This window comes from Gordonia sp. (in: high G+C Gram-positive bacteria) (assembly GCF_049647785.1).
Classification (GTDB): domain Bacteria; phylum Actinomycetota; class Actinomycetes; order Mycobacteriales; family Mycobacteriaceae; genus Gordonia.
This window is the reverse complement of sequence record NZ_JBARYI010000095.1, coordinates 31,985-47,736: the sequence shown is the minus strand read 5'-3', so window position 1 is coordinate 47,736 and position 15,752 is coordinate 31,985. Positions and strand designations below refer to the sequence as shown.

Below are 15,752 nucleotides of genomic sequence, written 5' to 3'. Positions count from 1 at the left end.
GGGCGGGGTGGTTTAGCGGCCCTTGGTCGCCAAAATCAGTTGGGTGGCACCGATCATCAGGAGCGTGCTGCCGAACATGTGGAGGACGACGAGGACTTCGGGGAGCCCAGCGGCGTACTGGACATAGCCGATGACGCCCTGTACGACAATCACCGCGCCGAACCAGGCGGCGGCCCGTCGCAACGATGAGACGGCCGCGACAGTCAGCAGAATCAACCCGATCGTCAAACCAACCAGCGTCCATACGGCGTCCACGTGCAACTGCGTTGCCTGTGTTGGTTCCAACCCATTGCGATGCGCTTTGATGTCGCCAGCGTGAGGACCGGATCCGGTGACGACCGTCCCCAGATAAATGGTCACCCAGGTGAGAATGTAGATGGCCCAGGCGAGCAAGACGGCAAAGCGAATCAGGACCTTCGGTTGGCCCGCGTCGTCGAGGGTCTGTTCCCGATTTGGCTTGGTGTGCACCACCATCCAGGTGGCAAGTGAAATGATCACCATCGTTGCGAGGAAATGCAGCGAGACAATCCACGGGTTGAGGTTCGTCAGCACCGTGATGCCACCGATGACCGCCTGCAACGGCACACCCATCGCAACGCCAGTCGCGAGCCTGCGCGACAGTCGGTCCACCGGGACGCGGCGCATCGCGGCGACCCAGGTCGCCACCGCGATGATCACGAGTACCCAGGTCAGCATGCGATTGCCGAACTCAATGATGCCGTGAATGCCCATCGCGGCATGCGGAGTCACCGATCCCGCGGTGCATTGCGGCCACGTGGGGCAGCCGAGGCCTGAGTCGGTCACGCGTACCGCACCGCCGGTGACTACCAGCATCACGTTGGCGGCGAGGTTGGCGATGGCCCAGTAGTAGAGGAACTTGGCCGTGGGCCGCTTAAAGCCGAACCAGGAATCGATCATTGGAAGCGGAACCACCTAACTGCCAGGGCGCTGCCGATTGCAGCCCAGGCAATCAGGACGCAGAAACCGAATACATCGAACGACGAGGCTAAGGCTTGCGTGAGCGCCTCGGTGAGTGCACCCGACGGGGAGAGTCGGGCGATCGTATGGACCAGGCCGGGGACGTGCTCGTCGAGCACAACGAGACCGGCCAGGGCCAAAAGGACAAACCAAATCAGGTTGCCGAGCGCCAACACCACTTCGGCTTTAAGCGTTCCACCGAGGAGCAGGCCGAGTGCGGCGAACGCGACAGTGCCGACAACGATTGCAATCGCACCGAGGGCCAAGCCCGCGATGGAGGGGCGCCAACCAAAGGCCAAGCCGATGCCGCCGATGATGGCCGACTGAAGGGCGACGACGATCAGCACGGCAAGGGATTTCCCGGCAATGATGCCCCACCGCGGGATGGGTGTTGCCCCTAGACGTTTGAGGGCTCCGTAGCGGCGGTCGAAGCCGACAGCGATGGCCTGGCCGGTAAACGCCGTTGACATGATCGCGACCGCGAGGACCGCGGGCACGAAGGTGCTGGCCCGGGCGGCTGGCGTGTCGCCAGCGCTGGTCGTTAGCGGCAGCAGGCTCAAGCCGATCAACATCGTGACCGGAATGAACATGGTGAGCAGCAGTTGTTCGCCATTGCGGAGCAGCAGTAGCAGCTCGAGGCGTGTCTGCGCGGCCAACATCCGAAGGAGCGGTGCGGGTTGCGGGTTGGGGGTAAAAGTTCCGCTGGGGAACCGGTTCGTTTCGGGTACGACGGTGGCGTTTGAATCGGTACTCACGCCCGCACCTCCCGTCCGGTGAGATTGAGGAAGACATCTTGCAGGCTGTTGCTGGCGACGTTAAGCGATTCGATGAGGGCGCCGCGAGCAGTGCACAGTCGCGCGATCTGCTCGATCGTCTCGGGCGTGATGTCGCCGCCGACAAGGTGCTCGCCAGTCGGACTGATCGTGGCGTGGCAACCCGCGGGCAGCACTTCCTGCAGCGCAGACGTGGTGATGTCGGCGGCACCGGTTCCCCCGACGGTGAACCGCAGTTGGCCTTCGGCGTCATGGCGAACGAGTTCGGCTGGCGTCCCCGCAGCAACCACCCGACCGGAGTCGATGATGACGATCTGGTCGGCAAGCTCCTCGGCTTCGTCGAGCAGGTGTGTGGTCAGCAGAATCGACACACCGTCGGCGCGGAGACGAGAAATCAACTCCCACACCATTATCCGCGCGTGCGCATCCAGGCCGGCGGTTGGCTCGTCCAGGAAGACGAGCTCTGGACGGCCGACCAGCGCGCACGCCAACGACAGTCGCTGTTGCTGGCCGCCGGACAGGCGACGGAAGCTGGTGCTTGCGACGTCGTTGAGACCCAGTACGGTCAGGAGCCACTCGGGATCGAGCGGATTAGCACTGTAGGAAGCGCACAGGCGGAGCATTTCGGCGGCTTTGGCACCGGGGTAGGCGCCACCACCCTGCAGCATGACACCGATGCGGGCTCGGAGCGCGTCGTTGTCGTTGATGGGGTCGAGGCCCAGGACTCGGACAGTTCCGGCGTCGGGCTTGGTGAAGCCTTCGCAGATCTCGACGGTGGTCGTTTTACCTGCGCCGTTGGGGCCGAGCAGGGCGAGTAGTTCACCGCGCGGCAGCAGGAGGTCCAGATTGTTTACGGCCGTCTTGTCGCCGAACTTTTTGACGAGCCCGCTGACCTGCAGTGCGGCGTTGTCGGAGCCCGGTTGGGGCGACGGCTCGCTGCCGGGCAAAAAAGGTTGAGGCACGACTACCAGCCTAGGCTAGAGATGCAGGTCACCGGCCTGCGGGTGGTGAGACTAACGCTGTCTGGCCGGTTGTGCCGGAATCGCACCCTTACCGGGCCTTTTGGTCGCGGCGAGCGCGGATCCAGTTTCGGATCGGACTATCGATGAAGAAGGCCATGCCCGCGATGGCCACCATGAGCAGGCCGGTCGCCAAACCTTGGGCCACCACCAGGGGGCTGGTGTCGGAGCTGGTTGGCATCACCACGATGGCGATGATGCTGGAGATGATGACCGTGCCCACGCGGAACCAGCGGGTGGTGGCCCATGCGGCCAGCGGAATGATGGCCCACAGCAGGTACCAGGCTTGGACGAACGGGAAGAAGATCACCACGCTGGCCATGGCGATGCCGAGGCCCCCGAGTGGGTGAATTCGTCCGGCCAAGCACGCCAGGAGCCACCGAACGACAAGGACGGCAGCCAGGAGTTGGCCGATGGGGCGCGCGACGTCAAGGATGGCTTGGGTTTGTTCGCCAAGGCCCAGCCAGAGGCCAACGCGACCGGAAACCACGGACAGCAGTGTCGGCATTGACATCCACGACCGGACAATACCGCCGGTACTCAGGGTGCCGGTCCAGCCGAATCCGAGGCCCGTGCCGAGGCAGATCCCGACGATCACGAGGCCAGCAATCACGACCATCGCGCTAGCGCTGGCGGTGAGGGCCCCAATGGACTTTTTGGATCGATCCCACCATTGTCGGACCGGCGCATGTCTCAGCGCGGGCAACGTCGCGCCCCAGCGTCGTGCCAGCACGATGCCGACGAAGCCCAGCGCCAGCATCGAGGTCACCTTGATCATCGACGACGCCGCGATGACCGCGACACCGGCAACGAGCAGCCAACCGGCCTTCGACAGCCAGGGTTTATCCGCTATTCGCAGCCGGTCGTCGCCGTAAATTGCTTGGAAGCACCATTCGAGGCCCACGAGCATCATGCCGATCATGAGCGCCTCGTTGTGGATGCCGCCGACCAGGTGCAGGATCACGAGCGGGTTCAGGGCGCCCAGCCAGAGCGCAGCGACGGAAGAGACTCCACAGCGCCGTGCCAGGCGGGGGAGCGCCCACACAATCATGAGGACGCCGCAGATCGCGACTAAACGGTGGAGGAGTACCGCTGCGGTGATGTTTTCCCCGGTGACGGCGGTGATCCGTTCGCCGATCCAGAGGAAGAGCGGCCCGTAAGGAGCGGGTGTGTCCTTCCACAGGTTCGGTACCGAGAGGGTTAGCGCGTGGTCAACGCCAAGTCCGCGCATCGGACTGTAGGTGTACGGGTCCATCCCCCGGTAGGCGATCGCACTCTGCGCCAGATAGGAGTAGACGTCTTTGCTGAGCAGTGGCGGGGCCACGATGAGGGGAGCGACCCACATCAGAAGGGTGCGGTCGGTTTGGCCGCGGGTCATCCGGCGGGCGGGACTGCGGCCTTCGGCGACTTCGACGCGATAGCGGCCGATGGCGTATCTGCCGAGCATCACCCAGGCGACGACCAGCATGATGAAGCCGCCGATAGAAATGGTCAGCGCAGTTGAATACATCCGCGAAGGCAGCGAAAGAATGCGCATGCCGACAATGGGGTTCTGCAGGACGGGAAGCATGCCGGTTCCGAGTGATCCAATGAGGATCAGCATTGAACCGGTGGTGCCGAACAACCGGATGCGCCGCATCCGGAGGGTTTCTAGGCGATTGAGTGGCCCGACTTCCTGTTCGTCGTCGTGCATCCGAGCCACGGTGGTGCCAAAGTCGCCGATACGGTCGACGTCGTGGTCGACGGCGGGCTTGCTGAGCCCGATGTAGTCGAGTGTCCTTCGCAGGGCGGGGAGTGCTGGCACAACGAGAACTCTAACCGGTGGCCGGTGCGTGTCGTGTTTCCGCCGCCCCGCGGCTCGTTCCCGACCGGAAAACCAGCAAATCAGTCCCGAAACCAGTATTTCCGGGCGAAAACCATGATTTAGGCGACCCTTGCTGGTTCGGGGGAAGTATTTAGGTAACAATATTGTTGTGGAAAGCATGAGCGCTAACGATCAGCTGCCCTTACGGCAGCATGCAGACGGGACCGGCCCTGACGGCCAGACCCGCGCTGCCGTCGTTTCGCTGCTGGTCGACGTAGGTCCGATGACCGCTGGTGACATTGCCCAACAACTCGGCATTTCACCCGCCGGGGTCCGGCGACACCTGGAAATCTTGACCACCGACGGTGACATCGAAGTAGCACCGTCCGGTTTTCGTAAGTCCGCACCCGGCGCAGGTAGTCGGGGTCGCCCGGCTAAATGGTTCCAGCTGACTCCCGCCGGACGCGGAAAACTTCGCCACGCCTACGACGATCTCGCAGGCGCGGTGATGCGCAAACTTCGCGATGTCGCCGGTCAGCAGGCCGTCGACGAGTTCGCGAAGGAGCGCATCGCTGGCCTCGTCGCTGACGTGCAACCCGTCAGCGAATCTGGTTCAGTGATCGCCACGGTCGATCAAATTACTGACGCTCTCACTGCAGGCGGATACTCGGCGAACACCCGTGAGGTGGGTGCCGGAGTGCAAATCTGTCAGCATCATTGCCCGGTCGCCCACGTGGCGTCCGAGTTCCCGGAACTCTGTGAGGCCGAAACGGCCATGTTCACCGAGCTCCTCGGTACACACGTTCAGCGGTTGGCGACTATCGCCAACGGCGACTGCGTGTGTACGACGCACGTTCCCGTGCATGTCATGCCGAAGGAAGCCGCGCAGCCCGCAGCTTCCGAAACCTCCGATGGAAAGGTTCTCCGATGACGGTCACCGATCCGGCCACCCCAATGACGCAGGAAGAAACAATTGCTTCCTTCGATCGCTACGGTTACGGCTGGTCCGACAGCGACGCCGCAGGTGAGTCCGCAAAACGCGGCTTGTCCGAGGCCGTCGTCCGCGACATCTCCGACAAGAAGAGCGAACCCGAGTGGATGCTCGAGGCGCGACTGAAGGCACTCCGGATCTTCGACCGCAAGCCCATGCCCAGCTGGGGCGGCGACCTCGACGGAATCGACTTCGACAACATCAAGTACTTCGTCCGGTCGACGGAGAAGCAGGCGCAGTCGTGGGAAGACCTCCCCGACGACATCCGCAACACCTACGACCGACTCGGCATCCCGGAAGCGGAGAAGCAGCGACTGGTCGGCGGCGTGGCCGCGCAGTACGAGTCTGAGGTGGTCTACCACCAGATTCGCGAGGACTTGGAAGAGAAGGGTGTCATTTTTGTCGACACCGACTCGGGTCTGCGCGACTACCCGGAACTGTTCGAGGAGTACTTCGGCAGTGTGATTCCCGCGGGCGACAACAAGTTCTCCGCGCTGAACACCGCAGTCTGGTCGGGCGGCTCGTTTATCTACGTGCCCAAGGGTGTTCACGTCGACATCCCGCTGCAGGCCTACTTCCGTATCAACACGGAGAACATGGGTCAGTTCGAGCGCACGCTGATCATCGTCGACGAAGGTGCGTACGTGCACTACGTCGAAGGCTGCACGGCACCGATCTACAAGTCGGATTCGCTTCACTCGGCGGTCGTGGAGATCGTCGTCAAGAAGGGTGGCCGCTGCCGCTACACGACCATCCAGAACTGGTCGAACAACGTCTACAACCTGGTGACCAAGCGCGCCAAGGCGGAAGCCGGCGCCACCATGGAGTGGGTCGACGGCAACATCGGCTCCAAGGTCACCATGAAGTACCCGGCTGTCTGGCTCACCGGCGAGTACGCCAAGGGCGAGGTCCTCTCGGTCGCTTTCGCGGGCGAGGGACAGCACCAGGACACCGGATCCAAGATGGTCCATCTGGCACCGAACACGTCGAGCAATATCGTCTCCAAGTCGGTGGCGCGCGGTGGCGGACGGTCGTCGTACCGCGGCCTCATCAAGATCAACCCGGGCGCGCACGGCAGTCGTTCCACCGTGCAGTGTGACGCCCTGCTGGTCGACAAGATCAGCCGCAGCGATACCTACCCGTACGTCGATATCCGCGAGGACGACGTCACGATGGGCCATGAGGCCACAGTGTCGAAGGTCAACGACGATCAGTTGTTCTACTTGCGCAGCCGTGGCCTCACCGAAGAGGAAGCAATGGCCATGGTGGTCCGTGGCTTCGTGGAACCGATCGCCAAGGAACTCCCCATGGAGTACGCACTCGAGCTGAACCGGCTCATTGAACTGCAGATGGAAGGATCGGTCGGCTGATGGCGGACTCCGCTCCCACCACCAATTCACCGGTGGTGGTCAACAAGGGTGAGCTTTTCACCTCGTACGACGTCGAGGCCTTCGAGGTCCCGGCGCAGCGCGAAGAGTCGTGGCGCTTTACCCCGTTCCGTCGCCTGCATGGTCTGCACGACGGCACCGCACCCGCGTCCGGCAGCACGACCGTCGAGGTCACCGGTGCTGGCGAGGGTGTCTCGGTTGAGACTGTCGGCCGCGACGACAAGCGTCTCGGCGAAGGCGGTGTCCCGTTCGACCGGGTGTCGGCGCAGGCGTACTCGTCGTTCGAGTCGGCAACCGTGGTGACCATTGCCAAGGAGGCTCAGGTTGCTGATCCGGTAACGATCACCGTGACCGGACCCGGGGTCGACGCCGTCGCGTATTCGCACCTTCAGATCCGCGCGGAAGCCTTCTCCAAGGCTACGGTCGTCATCGACCAACGCGGTAGCGGTGTCATTGGCGAAAACGTCGAGGTGATCGCTGGCGATGAAGCCCACATCACCGTGGTCAACGTGCAGGATTGGGAAGACGACGCCACCCACCTGGCCACCCACCACGTTTCGGTGGGACGGCACAGCGTCGTCAAGCACTTCTCGATCAGCTTGGGCGGTCACACGGTTCGCATCTCGCCGCACGTGCAGTACACCGCTCCCGGCGGCGACGCCGAACTGTGGGGACTGTATTTCGCGGACGGCGGACAGCATCTGGAACAGCGACTTCTCATTGATCACTCGCAGCCCAATTGCCGGTCGTACGTCGTCTACAAGGGGGCCCTGCAGGGCGGACTGGATGGCGACAAGCGCAAGGAAGCGCACACCGTATGGATCGGCGACGTGCTGATCCGCCCGGCGGCCGACAACACCGACACCTACGAGTTGAACCGCAACTTGGTCCTGACCGACAATGCGCGCGCCGACTCGGTGCCGAACTTGGAGATCGAGACCGGCGAGATCATTGGCGCCGGACACGCGAGTGCCACCGGCCGCTTCGACGACGAGCAGCTGTTTTACCTGCAGGCGCGCGGTATTCCGGAGGATCAGGCGCGCCGCCTGGTTGTTCGCGGATTCTTCCACGAAGTCTTGGCGAAGATCGCCGTGCCTGAACTCCGTGAGCGCCTCGAAGCCGCTATCGAAGCCGAACTCGCTATCGCAGGCGCCTGAGCCGCCTACCACTTACCTAAAGGAACTTTCTCTGATGACCACCTTGGAAATCCGCGACCTGCACGTAGACGTCGCACAGTCCGATCCGGACGCTGAACCGATTCACATCCTCAAGGGTGTGGACCTCACGGTCCGTTCGGGCGAGACCCACGCGATCATGGGCCCTAACGGCTCCGGTAAGTCGACCCTGTCGTACGCCATCGCAGGCCACCCGAAGTACGAGATCGTCTCGGGCACCATCACCCTCGATGGCGAAGACGTCCTCGCGATGAGCGTCGACGAGCGCGCCCGCGCCGGCCTGTTCCTGGCCATGCAGTATCCGGTCGAGGTGCCCGGCGTCTCGATGTCGAACTTCCTGCGCAGCGCGGCCACCGCGGTCCGCGGCGAGGCACCCAAGCTTCGCCACTGGGTCAAGGAGACCAAGCAGGCGATGGCAGAACTGGAAATCGACCCCGCGTTCGGCGAGCGCAGCGTCAACGAAGGTTTCTCGGGCGGCGAGAAGAAGCGTCACGAGATCCTGCAGCTCGGCCTGCTCAAGCCCAAGGTTGCGATCCTTGACGAGACTGACTCCGGCCTTGACGTGGATGCCTTGCGCATCGTCTCCGAGGGTGTCAACACCTACAAGGAGCGCGAAAACGGCGGCCTGTTGCTGATCACGCACTACACGCGCATCCTGCGATACATCAAGCCGGACTTTGTTCACGTCTTCGTTGACGGCCGGATCGTCGAATCGGCAGGCCCGGAACTGGCCGACGAACTCGAAGAGAACGGCTACGAGCGGTTCACTGCCGCTGCCGCCAAGTAGCAACACTGGCTGCAGCCACCGTTTGACCGTTCGTGACGAAGGAGTAGTGCAATGACCACCGCAGCCGCTCTCGATGTCACGGCCCTGCGGGCGGATTTTCCGATCCTTTCCCGCACGGTCCGCGACGACAAGCCGCTGGTCTACCTCGACTCGGGTGCCACCTCGCAGCGACCGCTGCAGGTACTCGACGCCGAGCGTGACTTCCTGCTGAACCACAACGCTGCCGTGCACCGCGGTGCGCACCAGTTAGCCGAAGAAGCGACCGACGCGTACGAATATGCGCGGGCCGCGATTGCTGGCTTCGTCGGTGCCGCCGTCGATGAGGTGGTGTTCACCAAGAACGCCACCGAGTCGCTGAACGTTGTCGCGTACACACTGGGCGACGACCGTGCTGCGGGACTGTTCGGCGGTAAGGCACTGGGCCCCGGCGACACCGTCGTCGTGACCGAACTGGAGCATCACGCCAACTTGGTGCCGTGGCAAGAACTGTGCCGTCGCACCGGCGCGACGCTGCGTTGGTACGGCGTGACCGCCGACGGTCGTATCGACATGGACTCGCTCGAACTCGACGACACTGTCAAGATTGTCGCGTTCACCCATCAGTCGAATGTGACCGGCGCCGTCGCCGACGTGCCGGAAATGGTGCGGCGAGCCAAGGCAGTCGGCGCTTTTGTCGTTCTGGACGCGTGCCAGTCAGTACCGCATATGCCGGTCGACTTCGCAGCACTTGGCGTCGACTTTGCGGCGTTCTCCGGGCACAAGATGCTTGGACCGTCCGGCGTTGGCGTGCTGTACGGGCGTGCTGAACTGTTGACCGCACTACCACCGTTCCTCACCGGCGGTTCGATGATCGAGACGGTCACCATGGAGTCGTCGACGTACGCGCTTCCGCCGCAGCGGTTTGAAGCCGGTGTCCCGATGACCTCACAGGTGGTCGGCCTCGGTGCTGCTGTGAACTATCTCGAGAAGATCGGGATGGACGCGGTTGCCGCCCACGAGCATGAACTCGTGGTTCGGGCGCTCGAGCGACTCGGTGCCATCGATGGACTGCGCATTGTTGGCCCCGCGGACAGCGACATGCGCGGTGGCGCGATCGCCTTCGACGTCGCTGGCATTCATGCCCACGACCTCGGTCAAGTGCTCGACGATGAAGGCGTCGCCATCCGCGTCGGCCACCATTGCGCCTGGCCACTGCACCGAACCTTCGGCGTCCAGGCCAGCGCACGGGCATCGTTCGCGGTGTACAACACGCTCGACGAAGTCGATGCCCTCGCCGATGCGATCGGTGTGGCGCAACGGTTCTTCGGTAGCAGGACCTGACTTGAGAGGAGGACAGGCATGAGAATGGAACAGATGTACCAGGAAGTGATCCTGGACCACTACAAGCATCCGCATGGTCGGGGACTGCGCGAGGGGTTCGACGCCGAAGTCCATCACGTCAACACTTCCTGTGGCGATGAGGTGACCCTCCGCGTATCGGTGGCCGACGAAAAAATAGCCGATATCTCTTACGACGCCCAAGGTTGTTCCATCTCGCAGGCATCGACGTCGGTGCTCTTCGATCAAGTCGTCGGACTCAGTATTGACGATGCGATGAGCACGGTCGGCGAGTTCGCCACGATGATGACCTCCCGCGGCACCAACACCGGCGATGAAGAAGTCATTGGCGACGGCATCGCGTTCGCCGGTGTCAGCAAGTATCCGGCCCGCGTGAAATGTGCATTACTCGGCTGGATGGCGTTCAAGGACGCCTTGCTGCAGAGCGTCACCGCAGCAGATGCAGGCCGCACCGACGCTGGTACGGCCACCGACTCCACCGCAGCCCCCACAACAGGCCTGACTGGTTCAGGACAGATCCCAACAGGAGCACTCCCATGACCACCGAGACCCCGAACACCTCGCTGCCGTCCGTCGACGATGTCGAAGAGGCCATGCGTGACGTTGTTGACCCCGAGTTGGGCATCAACGTCGTTGACCTCGGCCTGGTGTACGGCATGGACATCGCCGATGACGCCTCGATCAAGCTCGATATGACGTTGACATCGCCCGCCTGCCCGCTGCAAGACGTGATCGAAGACCAGACCCGCAGTGTGCTCGTCACGAGCGGCCTCTGCACGGACCTGGAGATCAATTGGACTTGGATTCCCGCATGGGGTCCGGACAAGATCACCGACGATGGCCGCGAGCAGTTGCGCGCGCTCGGATTCACCGTCTAGCGACAGACGCCGCGACAGCGGTAGACATCATTTACCAGGCGCGAAGCCTGGTTTACCAGGCAAGGGCTCGAGGTCGGAATACCTCGGGCCCTTCTCCGGTTTAATACAAGTATGGCAACAATTGATTTGACGGGTACCGAATTCGAACCGACCATCGTCGACAACGAGATTGTCCTCGTGGATTTCTGGGCCAGTTGGTGTGGCCCGTGCCGGCAGTTCGCTCCGACGTTTAAGGCGGCGTCCGAAAAGCATCCCGATGTGGTGTTCGCGAAGGTCGATACCGAGGCCGAGCAGGAACTTGCCGCCGCAGCGAGCATCCAGTCGATCCCGACCATCATGGCGTTCAAACAGGGGCGCCTGGTGTTTAACGAGGCTGGTGCCCTGCCGCCACAGGCTCTCGACAGCCTGATCGACCAGCTCAAGGAACTCGATGTCGAAAAGGCATTGAAAGAGAGCGGACAAGCCTAAGGCCTCCGCACCCTAGCGGAACGTTTACCGCCGCCCGTGTGTGTCATGTGACCGACACACCGGGTGGCGGTTTCTTGCCTTCAGAGTGCCTCCCTTAGATTTAACGGAGACGAATGGTCGGCGCCGATACTCGACGCAGACCTGAAACTGAGGGGACCAAATTCGTGCGCAAATCCTGGATTTTTCTATTCGGCGTGATCGTGGCCATTATCGGCCTCGGGATCGCGGCGATGGCCGGGATTTTAACGCCGACGACGGCTGGCATTGCCCAACCTAACGCGGTGACACGAGCGGCAAACGATCTCAGTGCGGCGTTGACGGGCGTTGCCTCAGCGCCAGCGGCCACGTACACCGGCACCTTGAACGGTGATGACGCGTTGAGTCTGCAGCTCGACAATGTCACGGTGACGGCGGCCGGTGATCTCCGGGGAAAGGTCTCGTCCGGCGGCGGCAATGCCGAAGTTCTGATGGTTGGCGATGTGGTGTTGGTGAAGGGGGATGCCGAATTCTGGCGCGATCGTCATCGGACGCTACCTCCCGGGGTCACCCTCGCTGACGATCCCAACGGTAAGTGGGCGGTTGCCGATCCGAATATTCTCGGTGTCGATCTGCGTGCCGCGCTCCGCCCGAACCGCCTGGCCACCTCACTGTCGCAGTCGGACAAGCGAATCGGCGGCAGCGACATCACGGGTGCAGACGCATCTCCGACGATCGCGCAGACCCCTGACCGTCGCGTGAACACGGGGATCGATCCGGTCGATGTTCGCGAACTCGATGACCCGGTGACGGCGGAAGAATTCAATGGCACCCGCCAGATACGGGCCGGTGATGTAACAAGCACGTTGAACGATGACGGCGCCCTCGTCGGTTTCGCTGGTCCGATGGGCAGTGGGTTCTTCGGCGATCAGGCGAACCTGCGGGCCAATCTCAAGATCGCCAGCAAGTCGGTCCAGGAGACGACCAGCTTCTACGAGTCGATCTCGTCCTCGACGGGCGAGTTCACCGAGGTGCAGGTTCCGAGCATTGCTATCCCGGACCCGACTGGCGGTCTCGACTGCACCCTGGCCAATTGCACGCTCACTTACAATTTCCGAAACTCGGCAAGCGGGCTCACCGGTGGTGAAGTCACGATTAAACAGGACGCCGAGTTGAAGATGAACGGTAGCGCTGCCGGCAAGTGCACGTCCCAGGCGACAATGCCGATCAACGGTGGTACCCGGATTGTGTGTTCGATTCGGATCAATGCGCCGTCGAATATCGACATCAACTTCAATTCGACGAGCAAGTTTGCGTTGACGACGCGCGGCCGCCTCGATGTCGCGCACGTGCAGCAGATGGTCACGACGGGCCGGGAGCGGTCGGTCTTGGTCTCCGAATGGGTACCGGTGGCGCCGAAACAACTGGCTTCTGCACGCAATTACAACCGCGCAATTGCCGGGACGTCCTCAAGCTATGCGGTCAAGGTTGGGGACATGCTATTCGACGCACGCGAAGTTGACGGCACGCTCCTGCTGGTGATGTCGCCCGGATACGACGCACATGTGCTCCCGAACGGCGTCTTCGACCCCGCATGGCCCGGGACCAACGAGATCCTTGAATTGGGTCGCAATGCGCGCAAAGCCGCCGGTGACAAGCCCGTCCGTATGGTTTTCGCCGAGCAGCGGGCTGGCGACGCCGCACGCAAACTCTTGGGTGATGGCGGCGTAGCCAATGTCGAGGTCGTTGTCATTCCGATGTCATAGGCACATTCGCGACCCGACGATGAATGGGGTCAAATCAGCTTGCCGGGTCAATTGACTAGCAAGACCAATCAACTAAATGACTCTGAGTTCGTCATGCGCTTGGCCGTCGTCCTAGGATCGGCACATGAATTTCAAGCGCGCTGCTGCCACCGCTGGAGCTTTCCTGACCGTGACGGTTCTGGCCGCATGCACTGTCGACGGAACCGCCATTCGCGGGCCGATCGACCTTGATACCGGTCGATTTTCGACAGAACTCAACGCGCCAGCAGGCAGTGCCGACACTGAAAACCAAGTCAGCTTGCTCAAAGCGATCCGACTGGGGGAACAAATTGTCTTCCGCGACGAGGTTGATCCCGCACTCACTACCTTCGGGATGCCGACCTATCCGCTGTCGACGTCGGACGGCTTGCGGGGCGTCTTCTCCGATGCGAAGGACCTACCTACCACCTCGAAACTTCTCTACGGATTCAGTACGGCGGGTTCGGCGGATACCGACCAGCCCGACAGCAAGGGCTACAACCACGGCGTGTTCGTCTACCCCGACGCCGCGACTGCCAATGCCGCCGTCAGTGAACTGTCGGGACTTCTCCGCAAACCCAAGATCGGCACTCCCGCAAAAAGTACGACCGTCGCGGGGATGCCCGCGGAGACGGTCGCTCTCACGCAAATGACAGCGGGCAACAAGACCACTGCCACTCTCACGTTGACCCCCGTGGGTGGCACCGTGATCTACACCTGGGCCGACGCGCCAAACGCGGAATGGACCCGAACCGCTGTCCGTGTGTCCTACGAGAAGCAGAAGGCGCTGCTGGCAGCCATGCCGCCGATCAGCGACGACAAACAGATCGATCCACACGGACTCCTTCGCGCGGTTATCCCGGCGTCCAGTGACTCGGCGGTGAGGATCTCCGGTCAGGTAGTTGGGCCTCGAACGATCTCGCAGTTCTCCGGAAACTCGGCGAAGGCCTACGCAACTTTCCAAAAGGCGGGCGTCACCGAAGTTGCCGTTGGCGGGGCACTACTGTTCGCCACGGGCAGCGACAAACAGGCCGCCGACCTGGCTGCCGACATAGCCGAGGCTTCCGACGATTCAACCGCGCGCAAAGCACCGAGTCCCCGCGACCTGTCCACCGCGAAATGCATCACCAGTAAATCCGGAGGTGGGTCCGCGACGTGCGTGATTGCCATTGGAAAGTACGTGGTTCAGGTGACCGGCGACAAACTGCTCGAGGTACAGCAGAAGACCGCTGCCGAGTACGTCCTGGTCAAGAAGCTCTGATTGTGGCCCGCGCCGACGCGATTGTGATCGTCGCTTTGAGCTTAGTCGGGCAGCGCCAGAAGACGCCTGCCATCGCTCGGAGAACCCCGCCGACGTCGTCGTGCGCGCTGAGGTAGGCGCGTTGGGTCTGCGCCGAGAGCGTGAAGAAGGCGTCAAAAAATGTCACGAGGTCGTCGGGCCTGAGGGTCAGCAAGACCATCAACCCGATCAGCCGTAGTCGATAGGTGAGTCGGGCCTGGCGGTTCCACAGGTGGCCGGAGGGATCTTCTTGTGCCAGTAGTGCTTTCACTATCAGGTCGGCGGCACCCAGCGATTGTGCGACGCTGTATCCGGTCGCCGGATTCATTAGTCCACCGGTAGCGCCGAACCGGACCGGACCGGTACTTACTCGCTTCCAGGGTCGCGGGTCGCCGTAGAGAGGGAAGTCGACGACCTCAACGACAGCGTCTTCGGAAGCTGCTGGATTGCGGAGACGGGCCCGCCGTTCCAATTCGTCAATGCCAATCGCGGGCCGTCCGGCGAGGCACGTCTCCTGCTCTAGTCGACCATTCGCGGTTTGAATTCGATAGCTGAACGACGGGGGAGTCATCGACTCGAGTCCGGCTTCTGCCGGACGCCAATCCATCAGCACTGTCTCCGGGTCGCCGCGCTCACAGTCGGTGTTGTGGGGCGGGTCGAGGAAGACCCCGAAGGCTGTCTGTCGTGGCCGGTTGGGATTGGTCCCGACCGTTCCACGTGCATCGATCACGTGACGCGAGGTGAGTTCAGTACCGTTCGGCAGGATCACCGAGTTTGCGGTCAGCGACCTAACGCGTTCGGTCACCACGTCCACACCGTGCAGAGTGAGCGACTGCTGAAACTTCACCGGGTCCAGCACCAGGTATCCGCGATTGATCACCCGACGTCCCGGCGTGAAGACGGTGAAAGAACCGCTCCGAAATGCGACAGCTGACTCATCAAGCCAGGTGGGCGCGTCGTCGCTGTACATGCCGTACGTGGCCTGCCACGGGCGCGAGGGATCTGGATCGACCAGCGTCACCGACAGGCCCGCGGCCGCTGCCCGATGGGCCACGGCACGGCCTGCTGGTCCCGCCCCGACCACCGTCAGATCGCTCACGGCTCGCTTCACCAT

Annotated in this window: 15 protein-coding genes; 10 read left to right on the top strand and 5 right to left on the bottom strand. The window is 62.6% G+C overall.

Going from position 1 to position 15,752, the window contains the following annotated elements; translation table 11 throughout:
* Positions 1 to 12: 12 nt before the first annotated feature.
* From WBA38_RS17280 to mptB, 4 genes are all read right to left on the bottom strand, one after another.
* On the bottom strand, positions 13 to 918 hold the full coding sequence (locus WBA38_RS17280) for a COX15/CtaA family protein (protein WP_424297082.1): 906 nt from the start codon (positions 916 to 918) through the stop codon (positions 13 to 15).
* Positions 915 to 1,733 carry an ABC transporter permease gene (locus tag WBA38_RS17275; RefSeq protein WP_424297084.1) on the bottom strand — a complete coding sequence of 273 codons (819 nt, stop codon included), beginning with the start codon at positions 1,731 to 1,733 and terminating at the stop codon, positions 915 to 917. The genes WBA38_RS17280 and WBA38_RS17275 overlap by 4 nt, the downstream gene beginning before the upstream one ends.
* Positions 1,730 to 2,713 carry an ABC transporter ATP-binding protein gene (locus tag WBA38_RS17270; protein WP_424323183.1) on the bottom strand — a complete coding sequence of 328 codons (984 nt, stop codon included), beginning with the start codon at positions 2,711 to 2,713 and terminating at the stop codon, positions 1,730 to 1,732. Before WBA38_RS17270 ends, WBA38_RS17275 begins: the two co-directional genes overlap by 4 nt.
* An 88-nt stretch (positions 2,714 to 2,801) precedes the next feature.
* Entirely contained in the window at positions 2,802 to 4,574 is a 1,773-nt protein-coding gene (mptB, locus tag WBA38_RS17265) for a polyprenol phosphomannose-dependent alpha 1,6 mannosyltransferase MptB (protein WP_424297088.1), read from the bottom strand.
* A 178-nt stretch (positions 4,575 to 4,752) separates the two neighbouring features.
* On the opposite strand from mptB, the gene WBA38_RS17260 reads away from it, so the two are divergent.
* The 10 genes from WBA38_RS17260 to WBA38_RS17215 all read left to right on the top strand — a co-directional run bounded on the left by WBA38_RS17260 (position 4,753) and on the right by WBA38_RS17215 (position 14,620).
* Positions 4,753 to 5,505 carry a helix-turn-helix transcriptional regulator gene (locus tag WBA38_RS17260; RefSeq protein WP_424297090.1) on the top strand — a complete coding sequence of 251 codons (753 nt, stop codon included), beginning with the start codon at positions 4,753 to 4,755 and terminating at the stop codon, positions 5,503 to 5,505.
* Positions 5,506 to 5,528: 23 nt separating this feature from the next.
* Positions 5,529 to 6,935 (top strand): Fe-S cluster assembly protein SufB, encoded by a 1,407-nt coding sequence (gene sufB / locus WBA38_RS17255; RefSeq protein WP_424323185.1) that lies wholly within the window; start codon positions 5,529 to 5,531, stop codon positions 6,933 to 6,935.
* Positions 6,935 to 8,110 (top strand): Fe-S cluster assembly protein SufD, encoded by a 1,176-nt coding sequence (gene sufD, locus WBA38_RS17250; RefSeq protein WP_424297517.1) that lies wholly within the window; start codon positions 6,935 to 6,937, stop codon positions 8,108 to 8,110. Before sufB ends, sufD begins: the two co-directional genes overlap by 1 nt.
* A gap of 34 nt (positions 8,111 to 8,144) precedes the next feature.
* A complete protein-coding gene (gene sufC, locus WBA38_RS17245; RefSeq protein WP_424297519.1) occupies positions 8,145 to 8,915 on the top strand; it encodes a Fe-S cluster assembly ATPase SufC in 771 nt (256 codons plus the stop codon).
* 51 nt (positions 8,916 to 8,966) lie between these two features.
* Positions 8,967 to 10,235 carry a cysteine desulfurase gene (locus WBA38_RS17240; RefSeq protein WP_424297521.1) on the top strand — a complete coding sequence of 423 codons (1,269 nt, stop codon included), beginning with the start codon at positions 8,967 to 8,969 and terminating at the stop codon, positions 10,233 to 10,235.
* Positions 10,236 to 10,253: 18 nt separating this feature from the next.
* The gene (gene sufU / locus WBA38_RS17235; RefSeq protein WP_424297522.1) at positions 10,254 to 10,793 is read left to right on the top strand and encodes a Fe-S cluster assembly sulfur transfer protein SufU; all 540 of its coding nucleotides are present in this window, start codon (positions 10,254 to 10,256) and stop codon (positions 10,791 to 10,793) included.
* A complete protein-coding gene (locus WBA38_RS17230) occupies positions 10,790 to 11,131 on the top strand; it encodes a metal-sulfur cluster assembly factor (protein ID WP_424297524.1) in 342 nt (113 codons plus the stop codon). The genes sufU and WBA38_RS17230 overlap by 4 nt, the downstream gene beginning before the upstream one ends.
* A 111-nt stretch (positions 11,132 to 11,242) precedes the next feature.
* Complete coding sequence (trxA, locus tag WBA38_RS17225) at positions 11,243 to 11,599, top strand: thioredoxin (protein WP_424297525.1); 357 nt, start codon at positions 11,243 to 11,245, stop codon at positions 11,597 to 11,599.
* 194 nt (positions 11,600 to 11,793) lie between these two features.
* A complete protein-coding gene (locus WBA38_RS17220; RefSeq protein WP_424297527.1) occupies positions 11,794 to 13,341 on the top strand; it encodes a hypothetical protein in 1,548 nt (515 codons plus the stop codon).
* A gap of 124 nt (positions 13,342 to 13,465) precedes the next feature.
* A complete protein-coding gene (locus WBA38_RS17215; RefSeq protein ID WP_424297528.1) occupies positions 13,466 to 14,620 on the top strand; it encodes a DUF7373 family lipoprotein in 1,155 nt (384 codons plus the stop codon).
* Here WBA38_RS17215 and WBA38_RS17210 read toward each other — a convergent pair.
* Entirely contained in the window at positions 14,607 to 15,752 is a 1,146-nt protein-coding gene (locus WBA38_RS17210) for a lycopene cyclase family protein (protein WP_424297529.1), read from the bottom strand. The genes WBA38_RS17215 and WBA38_RS17210 overlap by 14 nt on opposite strands.